We start from the raw sequence: 15,362 nt of genomic DNA on the forward strand, positions 1-15,362 counted from the left end.
TTTAATTTTTTTATTCTCCATTACTACGAAAGTTTAAGTTCAACGTAAAATTAAGTAATGAACAAAAGGCAGTATCAATAATAATTGAATGCGAGATAACATAATACTATTTTGAAATCCCACAACCATATATTAATTTAAGCTTTCATTTCCTCTTTGATATGTTCAACTCGGCTAATTAGCATACCATTTGCCAATCTCGTTTTAAGGATTTCCCCCACTTTCACTTGATGACATTGCGTAATTGCAATGCCTTTCTCATTTTCAGAAATCGAATATCCCCTTGAAAGAATTTTCAGTGGGCTTAATCCGTCTAAGCGTTGGCAGAGTTGGGCGAAGTGGTTTTGTTTTTGGCTGAGTTTTTTTTCTATGGCAAAATCCAACCGCACTTGTAATTGTTGCAGGTGTTGGCTGTGTTTTTGCATTTGGTAAGGCAGTGGGTTGTTGTTGAGCCGTTCGCAAAGTGCGGTGAGATTTTGCTGCGTTTTTGTGAGATAACGTTGCATTGCGAGCTGTAAATCATAACGCTGTTGTTGAATTTGGGCTTTTTGTTGATTGAGCTGTTTTTGCGGGTGGCGGCTATGTAATTGTCGCTCCAGTTGGTGCAAAGGCTGTTTTTTATTAGCGATAAACTGTGTGATCGCGGTAGCTAAATGCTGGCGTTGCGTTGCAAACCCTTGTGCTTTTCGATCAACATTGCGTTGTATGGCGAATTGTAGGCGATAATTTAACTGAGCTAAGTGCGATTTTTGTTGATTCAACTGAATCTGCGGGTGGCGGTTCTGCAGGCGGAGCTGAAGTTGGTTTAGCCATTGGCTTTTTTCATTAAATAGCCGATCTAGTGCCATTTCTAAACGCTGGCATTTCTCATTGAGCTGTCGTATTAGTTCTTGCTGATCACGGCTTACCAACTCTGCGGCGGCGGAAGGGGTCGGCGCTCGTACATCAGCGACAAAATCTGCAATGGTTACATCTGTTTCGTGTCCAACCGCACTAATAACGGGAATGGCGGAGTGGAAAATCGCACGGGCAACGGCTTCTTCGTTGAAGCACCATAAATCTTCCAACGAACCGCCACCCCGCCCGACAATTAACACGTCCACTTCTTGCCGGCAATTGGCAAGTTCGATCATCTGTACAATTTCGGCGGTTGCCTCTTGCCCTTGCACGGCGGTTGGGTAAATGATGACATTCAGGCTAGGATCACGACGTTGCAAAATGTGCAAAATATCCTGCAATGCTGCCCCTGTTGGCGAGGTGATCACTCCCACCTTACGACAAAAGTGCGGTAGGTTTTTCTTTAAGTTTTGTGCAAATAATCCCTCAGCAGCGAGTTTCATTTTTAAGGCTTCAAATTGCTGTTGCAACAAGCCTTCACCTGCAGGGTGCATTGTTTCGATAATGAGCTGATAATCCCCTCGCGGTTCATAAAGGCTGACGCTTGCCCGCACCAGCACTTGCATTCCATTTTGTGGACGAAAGGCGACACGCAAATTTTTCATTCGGAACATTGCACAACGTACTTGGGCATTTTCGTCTTTTAAGGTGAGATACCAATGCCCCGATACGGGCTGGGTGAAATTGGAAATCTCCCCCGTGAGCCACACCGAGCCAAGTTGTCCCTCCAACAAGCGGCGTGCCTGTTGGTTAAGTTGTGAAACAGAATAAATCGCACTATTTTCCATCGTTAATCCAATAATATCCAGCCATCATCAAGCCAGTTGCATAGGCTGTCGAGCAACAATGCCATTACGCTGTCTTTATCTTGTACGTCCTCTAACAGGGCGTTTAATTCCTGCAAACCAAGACATTCACCATCAGCTAAGCGTTTTAATAACTGGGCTTCCAGTGGGTTGAGTTCATCAAGCCATTCGCCGTTGGCATAAAGGCGAAGCGGGTTTTCCGTGTAGAGCAATTTGCAATTATTATCTTGCGAAAGCTGACAATTCTCTTCCAAAAGCGACCGCACTTCATCGGGATCATATTCGCCCTCCGTTGGTAATAATTCATAGCGGCGGGTGCTGACGGTGGTGGCTAAGGCTTGCTTGAAAAGTGCGTCAAATTGCGGGCTTTGTGCGAGGCGGTGAATAAATTGCTGTTTTATCGTGTCGATATTTTGTTGTGCCAACAAGCCTGTTTTTTGCAATTCAGGATTGAGGCGTAAAGGAATGAAAAATTCGTTTAAATCTAATTCTAAATTAGGTTGATTGAAGGCTTTGCCGAGATTTTCAAAAATATCCGCAATATTCGGATAACGCAAGCCGAAAGAAAAAGTTAAACAATCATCTTGTGCCACACCGTAATGAGATAAGCGGGACGGCACATAAAGCACATCGCCAGGGGCAAGCACTTCATCAAGCACCAGCTCGCCCATATCATCAAAAATCCGAATTGGCTGGTTAGGTTTAAATTCTGTGCTAGGATCGCACCATTTGCCAAGTTGCCAACGGCGATGTCCGTAGCCTTGCACGAGGAACACGTCATATTCATCATAATGGCGACCCACCGATCCCCCTTGCGGGGCATAAGACACCATAATATCGTCCCGTTGCCATTGGGGAATAAAGCCAAAAGCATTCCAAAGTTGCCCTAATTCTGGCGACCATTGTTCCATATTTTGTACTAATACTGTCCATTGTGCGGGGAGCTGAGCGAAGTCTTGTTCTGCTAGCGGGCTTACTTTTAGTTCCCAATGATCATCGCTGTGCTGCTTAATTAAGCGTGCGGTAACCTCTTCCCCTTGAGCAAGTTCAAGAATATCTTCAGGCTCAAACTGCCCGACAATTTGCGGCAATCCATTGCGAATTAACAAGGGTTTCTTTTGCCAATATTCTGTCAAAAATTGAGCAGGGCTGATGTTGTCGGGTAGGCAAAGTTTAAGCATTGGTGGTGTCCTCTTGTGTTGGTTCGGTGTCGGCTTGTTGAGCTAACTGTTTGGCGAGTTTTTTCGCTTCTTTTTCCGCTTGTTTTTGTGCTTGCTGTTCTTGCAACTGCTGAGCCGCACGCTTACGGCGGATTTCTTTCGGATCAGCAAGCAAGGGGCGATAAATTTCGATACGATCGCCATTTTCTAACACATCAGTGAGCTTAGCAGGGCGGCTGAAAATGCCGATTTTATTTTCTCGCAGATCGATGTCATTAAATTGATGCAAAATGCCCGATTGCAAAATGGCAGTCTGCACCGTTGTGCCTTGTTCCATATGCAAGGTTTTCAAAAAATAGCGATCTGGCAGGGCATAAGCCACTTCGATTTTCAATTTTGTCATTGGGCGTAAACCTCCTTCGCACGTTGTTTAAAGGCATCAATCATCTTGAGGGTTAAATGAGTGAAAATCTGCCCGAATGCCATTGCAATCAAGGGGTTAGAAAACTCAAAATCCAGTTTTAACGCAATTTGGCAAGATTGTTCATCAATTTCTGTAAATTGCCATTGCCCTTGTAGAAATTTGAAAGGCCCTTCAACCAGTTGCATTTGAATTTGCTGATTTTCCACCATGGTATTTTGCGTGGTGAAACGCTGACAAATGCCCGCCTTGCTAATCACCAGTTCGGCGGTTAGTTCGCGTTCACTTCGGTTTAAGGTACGACTTTCCACGCACCCCGGAACAAACTCGGGGTAGCGTTCATAATTATTCACTAAGTCATACATTTGTTTGGCACTGTAAGGCACTAAGGCTCGTTGATTCACGCTTGGCATTGCTTTATATTATCTTTCTATTACCTTTCTATAAAAAACGCTCGCTATTATAGCGGAAAAGTGCGGTGAGAAACCAAAGAATAAAGGAAAAAATAAATTCATTTTGTTCTTCAATTGGATTCTATATTGAGTTCAGCTAGAACCCTCGCTTTAACGTTATCGTTCCGCTTTGGCTGGTTTTTCACAACATTTTTCGCTACAATGGCCCACTATTTTTGTCCAGTTAAAGAAAGTATGTCAGAGATTAAACTCATTGTTGGGCTGGCTAACCCCAGCGATAAATATGCCGACACGCGCCATAATGCAGGGGAATGGGTGATTGATCGCCTTGCTCGTCAGTTTCATTTTCAGCTCAAAGAAGAAAGTAAATTTTTCGGTAAAACGGCAAGAGCGGTGATTTTTGGCGAAGAAATTCGTTTTCTCGTTCCTACTACCTTTATGAATTTAAGCGGTAAAGCGGTGAGTGCCTTAGCCAATTTCTATCGCATAAAACCTGAAGAAATTTTGATTATTCACGATGAATTAGATCTTCCCCCCGGTGTTGCCAAAATTAAACAAGGGGGCGGACACGGCGGACATAACGGTTTGCGTGATAGCATTGCTCAACTGGGCAATAATAAAAATTTCTACCGTCTGCGTGTGGGCATTGGACACCCCGGAGATAAAAATCTGGTTTCCGCCTATGTACTCGGCAAACCTTCGCCAACTGATTGGCAACTGATTGATAAAGCCTTAGATGAAGCCGCCGCGTGCGTAGAAATTCTCATCAAAGAAGGCATTACAAAAGCAACAAATCGACTCAATAGCTTTAAAGCATAAAACAAATTAAGGAAAAATTATGGGATTCAAATGTGGTATCGTGGGTTTACCGAATGTGGGTAAATCAACCCTTTTTAACGCATTAACAAAAGCAGGTATCGAAGCGGCGAATTATCCGTTTTGTACCATTGAACCAAACACCGGTGTTGTGCCAATGCCTGATCCGCGTTTGGACGCATTAGCGGAAATCGTTAAACCTGAACGAGTATTACCGACCACAATGGAATTTGTGGATATTGCAGGGCTTGTGGCAGGGGCGAGTAAAGGCGAGGGGTTAGGTAACAAATTCCTTGCGAATATCCGTGAAACTGATGCCATCGGACACGTTGTGCGTTGTTTTGAAAATGACGACATTGTCCACGTTGCGGGTAAAATTGATCCTGCGGAAGACATTGACACTATCAACACCGAACTTGCCCTTGCGGATTTAGATAGCTGTGAGCGAGCCATTCAGCGTTTACAAAAACGTGCTAAAGGTGGTGATAAAGAGGCGAAATTTGAATTAAGCGTAATGGAAAAAATTCTGCCTGTGTTAGAAAATGCGGGAATGATCCGCTCTATCGACTTAGATAAAGAGGAACTTCACGCCATTAAAAGTTACAACTTCCTCACTCTCAAACCGACAATGTACATCGCTAACGTAAACGAAGACGGTTTTGAAAATAACCCTTATCTTGACCGCGTGCGTGAGATCGCAGCAAAAGAAGGGGCGGTGGTTGTGCCTGTGTGTGCGGCGATTGAATCGGAAATCGCAGAACTTGACGATGAAGAAAAAGTGGAATTTTTGCAAGATCTTGGCATTGAAGAACCGGGCTTAAACCGCGTAATTCGTGCGGGTTACGCCTTACTCAATTTGCAAACCTATTTTACCGCTGGGGTGAAAGAAGTGCGTGCGTGGACAGTTTCCGTAGGCGCAACTGCACCAAAAGCGGCGGCAGTTATTCATACGGATTTTGAAAAAGGCTTTATCCGTGCCGAAGTGATTGCTTATGAAGATTTCATTCAATACAAAGGCGAAAATGGTGCAAAAGAAGCCGGCAAATGGCGTTTAGAGGGGAAAGATTATATCGTGCAAGACGGCGATGTAATGCACTTCCGTTTTAATGTATAACTGTTCTTAATGATGCCAATTTAGTCTAAAAAAATAATGAAAAATCTCACCGCACTTTGCAAAAGTGCGGTATTTTTTTAGCCCAAATGTTATTAAAGGAAGCAAAAATGACAATGACAATTCTTGACGGTGGAATGAGCCGTGAATTAATGCGTTTAAACGCCCCTTTTCGTCAGCCTGAATGGTCAGCCCTTGCTCTTTATGAGTCACCGCAAGCGGTACAACAGGTACACGAAGATTTTATCGCAAATGGTGCTGAGGTAATCACGACAAATAGTTATGCGGTTGTGCCTTTTCATATTGGTGAACAGCGTTTTGTGGTGGACGGAAAAATACTTGCCGATCTCGCGGGGCGTTTAGCTAAAAGTGCGGTACAAAATAGTGGAAAATCGGTCAAAATTGCAGGTTCATTGCCTCCATTATTTGGCTCATACCGCCCTGCTTTATTTCAACCTGAGCGCGTAAAAGAAGTAGCTCAGCCTATCATTGACGGGCTTTCTCCTTATGTGGATCTCTGGTTGTGCGAAACGCAAAGTGCGATTATTGAACCTCAATCCATTAAGCCATTATTACCTGATGATCGCCCACTTTGGGTTTCTTTCACTTTACAAGATGAAGATCTCAATCAACCGGCGTGTTTACGTTCAGGCGAATCTGTGCAAAGTGCGGTGGAAAAAATGATCGAATTGGGTGTCAGTGCGATCTTATTTAACTGTTGTCAGCCAGAAGTGATTGAGCAAGCCTTAGCTATTACCCGTGAAACCTTACAAAAACACGGAGCATTACATATTGAAACAGGGGCATATGCCAATGCTTTTGCACCACAAGGTAAAGAAGCAACAGCCAATGAAGGGCTTGATGAAGTGCGTCAGGACCTCGATCCGCAAGCCTATTTAGCTTGGGCGAAAAAATGGCAACAAGCTGGAGCAACGATTATTGGCGGGTGCTGTGGGATTGGTTTAGCTCATATTCAGGCACTCTCTCATTATTTCAAACCGCAGATTTAAACATTTTAGATAATCTTTTTATAGGAAAGCGATTTATGTCGAATAAAAAAATTGGTTTAATTTCACTCACTGCATTAGTGCTGAGTTCTATGATTGGCTCAGGCATTTTCAGTTTACCGCAAAATATGGCAGCGGTGGCAGGCTCTGAAGCTTTGCTCATTGGTTGGTTAATCACGGGTATTGGCATTATCTTCCTCGGGCTTTCATTCTTTTTTATCTCTCGCCTTAAACCTGAATTAGATGGGGGCATTTATACCTATGCACGGGAAGGTTTTGGCGATTTAATGGGATTTCTTTCTGCGTGGGGCTACTGGCTATGTGCCACCATTGGCATTGTGGGCTATTTGCTTGTTGCATTTGAAGGAATTGGGACTTTTACCGATAATGAAAGTGCGGTGATTTTTGGGCAAGGAAATACGATTGCCTCATTTATTGGTGCGTCTTGCGTGGTTTGGTTAGTGCATATTCTCATTGCTAAAGGAGTAAAAGAAGCGGCTTCCGTTAATTTAGTCGCCACCATTGTCAAAGTGTTTCCGCTTATTTTATTTATTGCATTAGCCCTTTGGTTTTTCTCGCCTGATACCTTTAATTTGGACACCAAAGCCACCGCACTCAATAATAGCGTAAGTGATCAAGTCAAAAATACGATGTTGATTACCTTGTGGGTATTCACGGGCGTGGAAGGGGCAGCGGTATTATCTGCTCACGCTAAAAACCGAACTGATGTGGGGCTTGCCCACTGTATTGGGAATTGTGATTGCGTTAATTCTCTATGTGGCGATCACCGTGCTTTCTTTAGGGCTTTTACCAAGAGAAGCCATTGCTCAAATGGCAAATCCATCAATGGCAGGCTTGCTCGAATTGATGATTGGAAAAAGTGGAAAAGTGTTAATTACGTTTTGTTTGATTGTTTCCGTATTGGCTTCATATATTAGTTGGACAATGTACTCTGCCGAAGTGCCTTATCGTGGTGCAAAAAATGGGGCTTTTCCGCAAATTCTCAACAAACTTAATCGCAACGATGTGCCAATTAATTCTTTATGGTTCACCGGTCTTGTTGTGCAGCTTTGTTTATTCCTTGTGTTGCTTACTGGCAAAACCTATGATGCCTTACTACTTATTTCAACCTCAATGATTCTAGTGCCTTATTTGCTTATCGGAGCTTACTTGCTGAAACTCTCTTTCCAACAATCTAGCCACTGGTACATTAAGTTCACTGGATTTATGGCAACCCTTTACGCTTTATGGATATTATACGCCGCTGGATTAGATTATTTGCTAATTTCCGTGGCATTATATGTGCCTGGTATTGCACTTTTTCTTTACTCTCGTTACCAATCTCAAGGCAAACGGCTTAATCTCAATCATTGGGAAAAAGCCCTCCTCGCTATTTTTGCTATCCTTTTTATTTGGGCAATTAAAGTGTTGATGAACTTTGAGTTCTAGTCAATATTAACATAGCTCATATACTTCGGATGATGAATAAAGGTCTAGACAGAAAGCTAGACCTTCACCATAAATCTCAAAAGAAATTTCCTTATTTTCCAATCCCATATTGTTTTAACTTATTTGCGATCGCCGTATGCGAAACACCTAATCTCGTTGCTAATTTTCGTGTACTCGGATATTCTTCATAAAATTTTTGCAATACCCTCGCTTCAAAATTATTCATCATTTCCTCTAATGTTTGGTTAGCAAACTGCTCAATATTGGCAAGAGGGAGTTCTTGCTCAACCAAGTTCAATCCCTCAATTGATAACTGATTATTCTCCGCTAGAGAACAAGCACGATAGAGTGCGTTGTACAATTCTCGGACATTTCCTGGCCAAGTATAATGCGTTAAATAATTAAGAAATGCGTAGTCAAAATGCGGTGTAGAAATACCTAATTCTTGACTAATCTGTGCCACAAATATTGATACAAACTGTACAATATCTTCTTTACGTTCACGCAGAGGCGGAATAGTAAGGCTAAGCACATTAAGACGATGAAACAGATCTTCACGCATTTTACCCTTTTCTACATAGTACATTAATGGAACCTGAGAAGTGCAAATCACACGCACATCAGCATAATGCTCTTTTTCCTCACCAACGCGACGAAACGTGCCATCATTAAGAAAACGCAACAATTTTGCTTGCAAACTTAAAGGTAATTCTGCCACACTGTCCAACAACACGGTTCCACCATCAGCATATTCAAAAAAGCCTTGAGTTTCAGAATGTACATTAGTTCTTCCAAACATTTCACTTTCAGCATCTTCACTTGGTAATCCTGCACAATTTACCGCAATAAATTTATTCTCCCGTCTAGGGCTAGAAAAATGGCAAGATTTAGCAATGAAATCTTTTCCTGTTCCTGTTTCACCTTGAATAAGTAGTGGAGCATCAAGCAATGCGAATTTTCTTGCTTTTTTTACAACCTCTTTCATTTTCCAACTTTGTGCAATAATTTCTGCAAAAAAATCAGTATTCATCTCTATCGCTCCTTTCTATTTTTTCAACTCGCCTTTATTGTAAATATTTTGGACAAGATGGAAAGAAAATTTTACATTGCATTACTATTTAAAATGAATTATCAGAATAATGAGCTATTAGACATAAGAAAATCTTATAACGCCGTATTATGTTAATCATCAACGCCTCACTTAAAAAGTCATTGCTTCAAATTTGACAAGATCTCTTTATAAATATGCTTTAAATGAGGTTTTTCTTCTTTTGTAAAAGGTAGTGGACGGCAAAACTCCATTGCTTTAATTCCCAAACGTGCAGTCAAAATACCGACACCAATCCCTTGAGCAAGGCGACCAGAAAGTTTTGCACTTATATCTTGTGAAAGCCAATCTATTCCCATCTCTTTAACCATTTCTGTTGCACCAGCAAATACCATATTACCTAAGACCATTCGGAACAAACGCAGACGGCTAAAATAACCCAACTCAATATGATACAACTTAGCTAATTGATTAATTAAATGGATATTCCGCCAAGCCACAAAAAGCATATCAACCACTGCCAAGGGACTGACTGCGACAGCAATCGCCGATTCAATAGCATTTTTACTCACTAATTTTTTTGCCTCCAAATCAATTGAGGTTAAAACTGTTTGACTGAACATATACATTATTTCTGACGCCGAAAGCCCATCGCTAATACGAGCCTTCCAACAAATTAATGATTGTGCATCTTGAGGAATTTCTAAAATATTAGTCAGCTCATCACAGATCTTCTTTGCCTCTTCAATATCCTGAATAGAAAAATCCTGACAAAAAACCACCGCACTTTCAGTTAATAAATTCTGGCTTCGTTCTTGTAATCGCATCCTTCTTTTTAATTTTATTAACTTATAGCATTCATTAGCTATCGCTACTCCACCTAATGCTAAAATGGTGCAACTTGCACAAGCAAAAGAAAAATAAATCCATTGATGATTTTGCCAACTGTCGATTAACCATTGTATAGACTGAGCAACTACGCCTACTAAGAAAAACAACATTGAGCCAATTAACCATTTCTTCCACCAGCTCAGGCCTGACTGCACGATTTGTGTAAATTGCGTAGATACTTCATCGGCCATCTCTGAATCTATTTTCAGCTCTGCTTCCATTGTAAGATCACTTTGATCAAAAGTTTGCTTAGGAATAAGTGACGACGATTCCCCTTCCTGAAAGGGGGTATGAAAAATTTCTTTTTTCATAAAAAACCTTCTAATATTCTATTACGTTAATTTATCCGCTAACAAAAATTGTAATACCGTGTCCATTCTAAAATGAGGAATAACACCGCCTTGTTCTAATCGTTGAGGAGAAAATTGATCAAATTCAAATTTCTGTTTTTGCCAAAATTGGATATTTGGTAAACGTTTTGGCACTTCCCCTGGATAAACTGTTATTTTTTGTTGATCTATTTGTCTAACCCCTTGAATTGCATTATAAAATTTACCATTTTTATTGACCCTCACTTGCTGTGTTGAGCGAACAGAAGCAATTGCCCCATAACTTGTTTCAATTCCTTCATATTCTACATAATGATGCCCATCTTGCACGAGATGACGCAACAAACTTATCAAATTGCTCCATTGATCATTTGTAATATGATCCGCTTTTGTTGCAAGAAACATTAATTTATCAATTTTAGGGGCAAATAGACGATGAAGTACCGTTCGCTTTCCATAACGAAAGCTTTCAAATAATTGCTTCAACCCCTCTTGCATATCCAAAAAGGATTGCTGACCATAATTTAGCGAAGTCAAACAATCAGCGAGAATAACTTGACGATCAAATAAAGAAAAATATTGCTTATAAAATTGTTTCACAATATGTTGGCAATAGTAGTTATAGCGTTTTTCTAGTATTGAAAAATAACTGCCACTCTCCGCTTGCCTTAAACGTTTCCATTGTGCTTCATTTATATGAATCAAAGGAAAAAATTGTACTGCCGGTGAGCCGTCCAATTCACCAGGTAAAACAAAACGCCCTGGTTGAATAAAATGTAGCCCTTGCTTTTTACAATCTAATAAGTATTGCGTATAACACTTTGCGAGTTGAGCAAGAACATCCTCATCTGCTTTTTTTGTTAAATCTAGTTTTTGTATTTTTTCTAACCATTGTTGTGCTAACTCCCTACGCATTCCATACATCAATTGAGACTGTTGCTCACTCCATTGCTGAAAATTCAATTCCAATAAAGGTAAATCTAATAACCATTCGCCAGGATAATCAAAAATGTCTATATATAATGTCCCCGTTTCTTTTATATGCCGTAAAAAACCAGACTTTTTATAACGAATAGCAAGCCGAATTTCGTGTACACCTATCGTAGAATTTGGCCATATAGGTGGCTCCTCACCTAAACATTGTAGATTATTCTCATACTCAAAACGAGGAATAGATAAATCACGTTGCTCTACCCGTTTAACCGCTAAAATACGTCTATCACGAGCAGCATCAAATAAAGGAAGATGGTTCTCATCAGTTGAATTAATGTGTAAAAGTTGGTTGATAAAACTCGTTATAAACGCTGTTTTCCCACTACGACTCAGCCCTGTTACAGCTAAGCGTAAAGATCGATCAAAACCTCGGTCTATAAGGTTATCAATTTCTTTTTGGATAGAATCAAACATTTTATTTCTATATTTTAGTAATATACTTTAAAATTTCCCCATAATGTATCACAAATCCCTGTTTTATGTTTATAAGAAAAATCATTTCAATCATTACATTTATACTTACATTTTTAGCAAGTGTAGCTATTCAAGCTGCACCAAAAATTCCAGATAGCCTTACTCAAAATGGGCTTATTTATTGTACTCACGCAAATGGTTTATCCTTTAATCCACAAACAAATGATGCTGGTACAAATATGAATGTCGTTACTGAACAAATTTATAATAAACTATTTGAAATTATAAATAATAGTTCAATAGTTGAACCCGTATTGGCAAAAAACTATAGTATTTCTGAAGATGGCAAAACAATTACAATTAATTTACGCAAGGGAATTAAATTTCATCACACAGATTGGTTTACGCCAAGTCGTAATTTCAACGCAGAAGATGTCGTATTCTCTCTCAATCGAGTTTTACAACGTAATACAGATTTACCCACATTAGAATCCTCAGCAAATTACCAAAACCCGCAATATCAGGTTTTCCACGAGCAAGCTAGAAAAGTTCATTTTCCTTATTTCGAAAGCATTAAACTCAACGATAAAATTGAATCTATCATCGCAACATCACCATACCAAGTACAAATAAAGCTATTTCAACCTGATGCCTCTATCCTTTCTCATTTAGCTAGTCAATATGCTATTATTTTTTCTCAAGAATATGCATTACAGCTCAATGCCGATGATAACCTATCGCAACTTGACAGCTTACCTGTTGGCACGGGTCCTTATAAAGTCAAAAACTTTGTCAAAAATCAATATATTCGCCTAATAAAAAACGAACATTATTGGCGTAAAAAAGGCACACTTAACAATATTATTATTGATCTCTCAACAGATAAAACAGGAAGATTAATAAAATTTTTAAACGGTGAATGCCAAATTACTTCTATGCCTGATGTGAGCCAACTTGGTATTTTGAAAAAATTCAATGAAAAATATTATCTCAAGTTCACAGAAGGAGTAAATTTATCTTACCTTGCTTTTAATTTTGCGAAATCTACAATAAAAGACCCTAAATTACGGCAAGCTATCTCACAAAGTATTAATCGTAGGAGAATCGTTCAACGTATTTATCACAATACTGCAAGTATAGCCAATAACATTATCCCGAGTATCTCTTGGGCGGCAACCGTCAATACGCCTGATTTTACTTATGATTATAACCCTCAATTAGCTAAAGCATTCTTTCAAGATAAACATTTAAAATTAACAATGTGGGTTTTAAATGAAGAGCAATTTTATAACCCCTCTCCTCTAAAAATGGCGGAACTAATAAAATGGGATTTATCCCAAGTAGGTGTGGATATCAGTATTCTACCTATTACTCGTACTTATTTACTTGAACAATTAAAAAATAACGCTGAAGATTATGATTTAATTCTTACAGGCTGGTTAGCTGGAAACTTAGATCCTGATAGCTTTATGCGTCCAATCCTAAGTTGCGGTATCTCGAATGATGTCACCAATCTATCAAATTGGTGCTATGCCCCCTTTGAGCAAGCAATGAATAAAGGATTAAGTACATCAAACTTACGTGAGCGAGCTAAATACTACAACATAGCCCAAGATATTATCTTATCTGAATTGCCTATTATCCCTATCGCAAATGCTAAACGGATGTTAATCGCAAATACTAAGGTAAAAGGATTAGAACTCGCCCCATTTGGCAGCATAAATTTCACTACCTTATCCTATCAACAAGGAGAGAAACAATGATTTTGTCTTTTTTTAGACATTTAGTCTTATTAGTCATTACACTTATCGCTCTCTCACTCATTAGTTATATCGTGCTAATACAAGATCCGTTGAATCAGGTATTATCCACTCCCCATTTTTATTCTGGTTACTTTTTATATATAAAAAATCTATTAAATGGTGATTTAGGAATTAGTTATAATGGTGGGGATGCATTGAGCAATTTAGTTTTCACTGTACTCCCTCCCACTCTTGAGTTATGTTTTACCGCACTATTACTTGCAATTTTATTCGGTATCCCGTTAGGATTAATCGGTGCAATCTATCGGACTAATTTATTAGGAAAAGCGATCCAAGTAGCCTCAATTATCGGGCTTTCTCTCCCTGTCTTTTGGGTTGCCCCTATATTACTATATTCTGCTGCGATTTATGGATGGGAAATTGCTGCCATAGGACAATATAATCTCCTTTACGATATCCCTTCTATAACAGGTTTTCCTATTATTGATGTATGGTTTATTGAGGTTCCCTATAGAATAAAAGTTATCCAAAATGTGTTACAGCACTTAGTACTTCCCACGCTAGTTCTCTCTATCTTACCAACAATGGAGATTATCCGAATTATTAAAGGGCGTGCGGAGTATTTGTTTGAGCAAAGCTATATTAAAATTACCATCACAAGAGGTTGGTCTTTATGGAGAATACTGCGGGTTCATATTTTACGTAACACACTGCCTCTATTAATTCCACAAATGACAAGGTTATTCACACTTGTTATTGCACAATGTATGCTAGTAGAAAAAACCTTAGGATGGTCTGGTATAGGGCGATGGTTAATTAATGCGGTAACACAACAAGACTACAATAGTATTTCAGCTGGCATCATTGTTATCGGATTATGTATTATTATTGTAAACTTATTTACAGAAATACTGATTTTCATTTTAGATCCTCTTAATAAAAAAGGTTGGTATGCAAGATAAAGACACTGAAGAATTTCGCCATACAAGAACATTCACAAATATTTGGAAACTTTTTTATCAGAATAAAGTGGCTTTAGGAAGTTTTTACCTTTTTTTAGCATTTATTTTGACCGCACTTTTTAGTCGATTCCTCGCACCTTATTCTGACCAAATGCAGTTTGTAGGCTATGAACTTATGCCACCTTCTTGGGTTAATGAAGGAAAGATTACCTATTTTTTTGGTACTGATGATATAGGGCGAGATGTATTTAGCCGTTTAATTATTGGAACCACTTATACCTTAGGGTCAGCATTAATTGTTATTTTAATGACCGCAATATTTGGTGGAATCCTTGGTGCTTGGGCTGGGATGTCTCAAGGCATTAAAGCTCGCATACTAGGGCATTTCCTTGATGCATTTCTCTCTATTCCTGTTTTATTAATCGCCATTATTATTGCAACATTAATGCAACCAAGCCTAATGAATGCAATATTAGCTATTACATTGGCATTACTTCCTCATTTCATTCACGAGATCTATCAAACCATTCAAACCGAATTAAAAAAAGAATATGTTTTAATGCTACGTCTAGAAGGTGCGTCCAATTGGCTTATTTTTAAAGAAGCCATATTTCCAAATATTTGTATTAAATACATTCAAGAGATCGTAAGAGCTTTTACTATCGCAATATTGGATATAAGTGCATTAAGCTTTATCTCTTTAGGAGCACAGCCCCCCACTCCAGAATGGGGAGCAATGATCAAGGACTCACTTGAGCTCATTTATCTTGCCCCTTGGACCATTATCCTCCCTGGGTTAGCCATTATGGCTCTGATTCTTGTCGGATTATTACTAGGGAACGGCATATGCCAAGCCATTGAACAATACTACAAAAAATAGGA

General features: G+C 39.4%; 13 protein-coding genes and 1 pseudogene. 7 read left to right on the forward strand and 7 right to left on the reverse strand.

Annotated elements, in window-relative coordinates; all coding sequences use genetic code 11:
- Window positions 1–137: 137 nt before the first annotated feature.
- From xseA to DXZ23_RS10820, 4 genes are read right to left on the reverse strand one after another with little or no spacing between them, the layout of a single operon-like run.
- Entirely contained in the window at window positions 138–1,685 is a 1,548-nt protein-coding gene (gene xseA / locus DXZ23_RS10805; protein ID WP_021724576.1) for an exodeoxyribonuclease VII large subunit, read from the reverse strand.
- Window positions 1,686–1,687: 2 nt separating this feature from the next.
- Entirely contained in the window at window positions 1,688–2,884 is a 1,197-nt protein-coding gene (locus DXZ23_RS10810; protein ID WP_017806968.1) for a ribosomal protein uL16 3-hydroxylase, read from the reverse strand.
- Entirely contained in the window at window positions 2,877–3,266 is a 390-nt protein-coding gene (locus DXZ23_RS10815) for an RnfH family protein (protein WP_017806969.1), read from the reverse strand. The genes DXZ23_RS10810 and DXZ23_RS10815 overlap by 8 nt, the downstream gene beginning before the upstream one ends.
- Entirely contained in the window at window positions 3,263–3,697 is a 435-nt protein-coding gene (locus DXZ23_RS10820; RefSeq protein ID WP_017806970.1) for a type II toxin-antitoxin system RatA family toxin, read from the reverse strand. Before DXZ23_RS10820 ends, DXZ23_RS10815 begins: the two co-directional genes overlap by 4 nt.
- Before the next feature lie 234 nt (window positions 3,698–3,931).
- Here DXZ23_RS10820 and pth point away from each other — a divergent pair, with 234 nt between their 5' ends.
- From pth to DXZ23_RS10840, 4 genes and pseudogenes are all read left to right on the forward strand, one after another.
- Complete coding sequence (pth, locus tag DXZ23_RS10825) at window positions 3,932–4,516, forward strand: aminoacyl-tRNA hydrolase (RefSeq protein ID WP_017806971.1); 585 nt, start codon at window positions 3,932–3,934, stop codon at window positions 4,514–4,516.
- Window positions 4,517–4,535: 19 nt separating this feature from the next.
- Window positions 4,536–5,627: a redox-regulated ATPase YchF gene (gene ychF / locus DXZ23_RS10830; RefSeq protein ID WP_017806972.1), complete on the forward strand. Its 1,092-nt coding sequence runs from the start codon at window positions 4,536–4,538 to the stop codon at window positions 5,625–5,627.
- Between the two features lie 107 nt (window positions 5,628–5,734).
- On the forward strand, window positions 5,735–6,634 hold the full coding sequence (locus DXZ23_RS10835; protein WP_017806973.1) for a homocysteine S-methyltransferase family protein: 900 nt from the start codon (window positions 5,735–5,737) through the stop codon (window positions 6,632–6,634).
- Between the two features lie 35 nt (window positions 6,635–6,669).
- Window positions 6,670–8,080, forward strand: a pseudogene (locus tag DXZ23_RS10840) (basic amino acid/polyamine antiporter).
- A gap of 91 nt (window positions 8,081–8,171) precedes the next feature.
- Here DXZ23_RS10840 and DXZ23_RS10845 read toward each other — a convergent pair.
- The 3 genes from DXZ23_RS10845 to DXZ23_RS10855 form a co-directional block, all read right to left on the reverse strand.
- On the reverse strand, window positions 8,172–9,110 hold the full coding sequence (locus DXZ23_RS10845) for a sigma 54-interacting transcriptional regulator (protein WP_017806974.1): 939 nt from the start codon (window positions 9,108–9,110) through the stop codon (window positions 8,172–8,174).
- A 179-nt stretch (window positions 9,111–9,289) separates the two neighbouring features.
- On the reverse strand, window positions 9,290–10,330 hold the full coding sequence (locus DXZ23_RS10850; RefSeq protein ID WP_017806975.1) for a YcjF family protein: 1,041 nt from the start codon (window positions 10,328–10,330) through the stop codon (window positions 9,290–9,292).
- 21 nt (window positions 10,331–10,351) lie between these two features.
- Complete coding sequence (locus tag DXZ23_RS10855; RefSeq protein WP_017806976.1) at window positions 10,352–11,755, reverse strand: YcjX family GTP-binding protein; 1,404 nt, start codon at window positions 11,753–11,755, stop codon at window positions 10,352–10,354.
- Window positions 11,756–11,820: 65 nt separating this feature from the next.
- On the opposite strand from DXZ23_RS10855, the gene DXZ23_RS10860 reads away from it, so the two are divergent.
- The 3 genes from DXZ23_RS10860 to DXZ23_RS10870 are packed head-to-tail and all read left to right on the forward strand — an operon-like array spanning window position 11,821 to window position 15,360.
- Window positions 11,821–13,518, forward strand: coding sequence for an ABC transporter substrate-binding protein (locus tag DXZ23_RS10860; protein ID WP_017806977.1), 1,698 nt, complete (start codon window positions 11,821–11,823; stop codon window positions 13,516–13,518).
- On the forward strand, window positions 13,515–14,480 hold the full coding sequence (locus tag DXZ23_RS10865) for an ABC transporter permease (protein WP_017806978.1): 966 nt from the start codon (window positions 13,515–13,517) through the stop codon (window positions 14,478–14,480). Before DXZ23_RS10860 ends, DXZ23_RS10865 begins: the two co-directional genes overlap by 4 nt.
- Window positions 14,470–15,360: an ABC transporter permease subunit gene (locus DXZ23_RS10870; RefSeq protein ID WP_017806979.1), complete on the forward strand. Its 891-nt coding sequence runs from the start codon at window positions 14,470–14,472 to the stop codon at window positions 15,358–15,360. Before DXZ23_RS10865 ends, DXZ23_RS10870 begins: the two co-directional genes overlap by 11 nt.
- Window positions 15,361–15,362: the final 2 nt, after the last annotated feature.

This window comes from Avibacterium paragallinarum, assembly GCF_900450705.1.
GTDB classification, from domain to species: domain Bacteria; phylum Pseudomonadota; class Gammaproteobacteria; order Enterobacterales; family Pasteurellaceae; genus Avibacterium; species Avibacterium paragallinarum.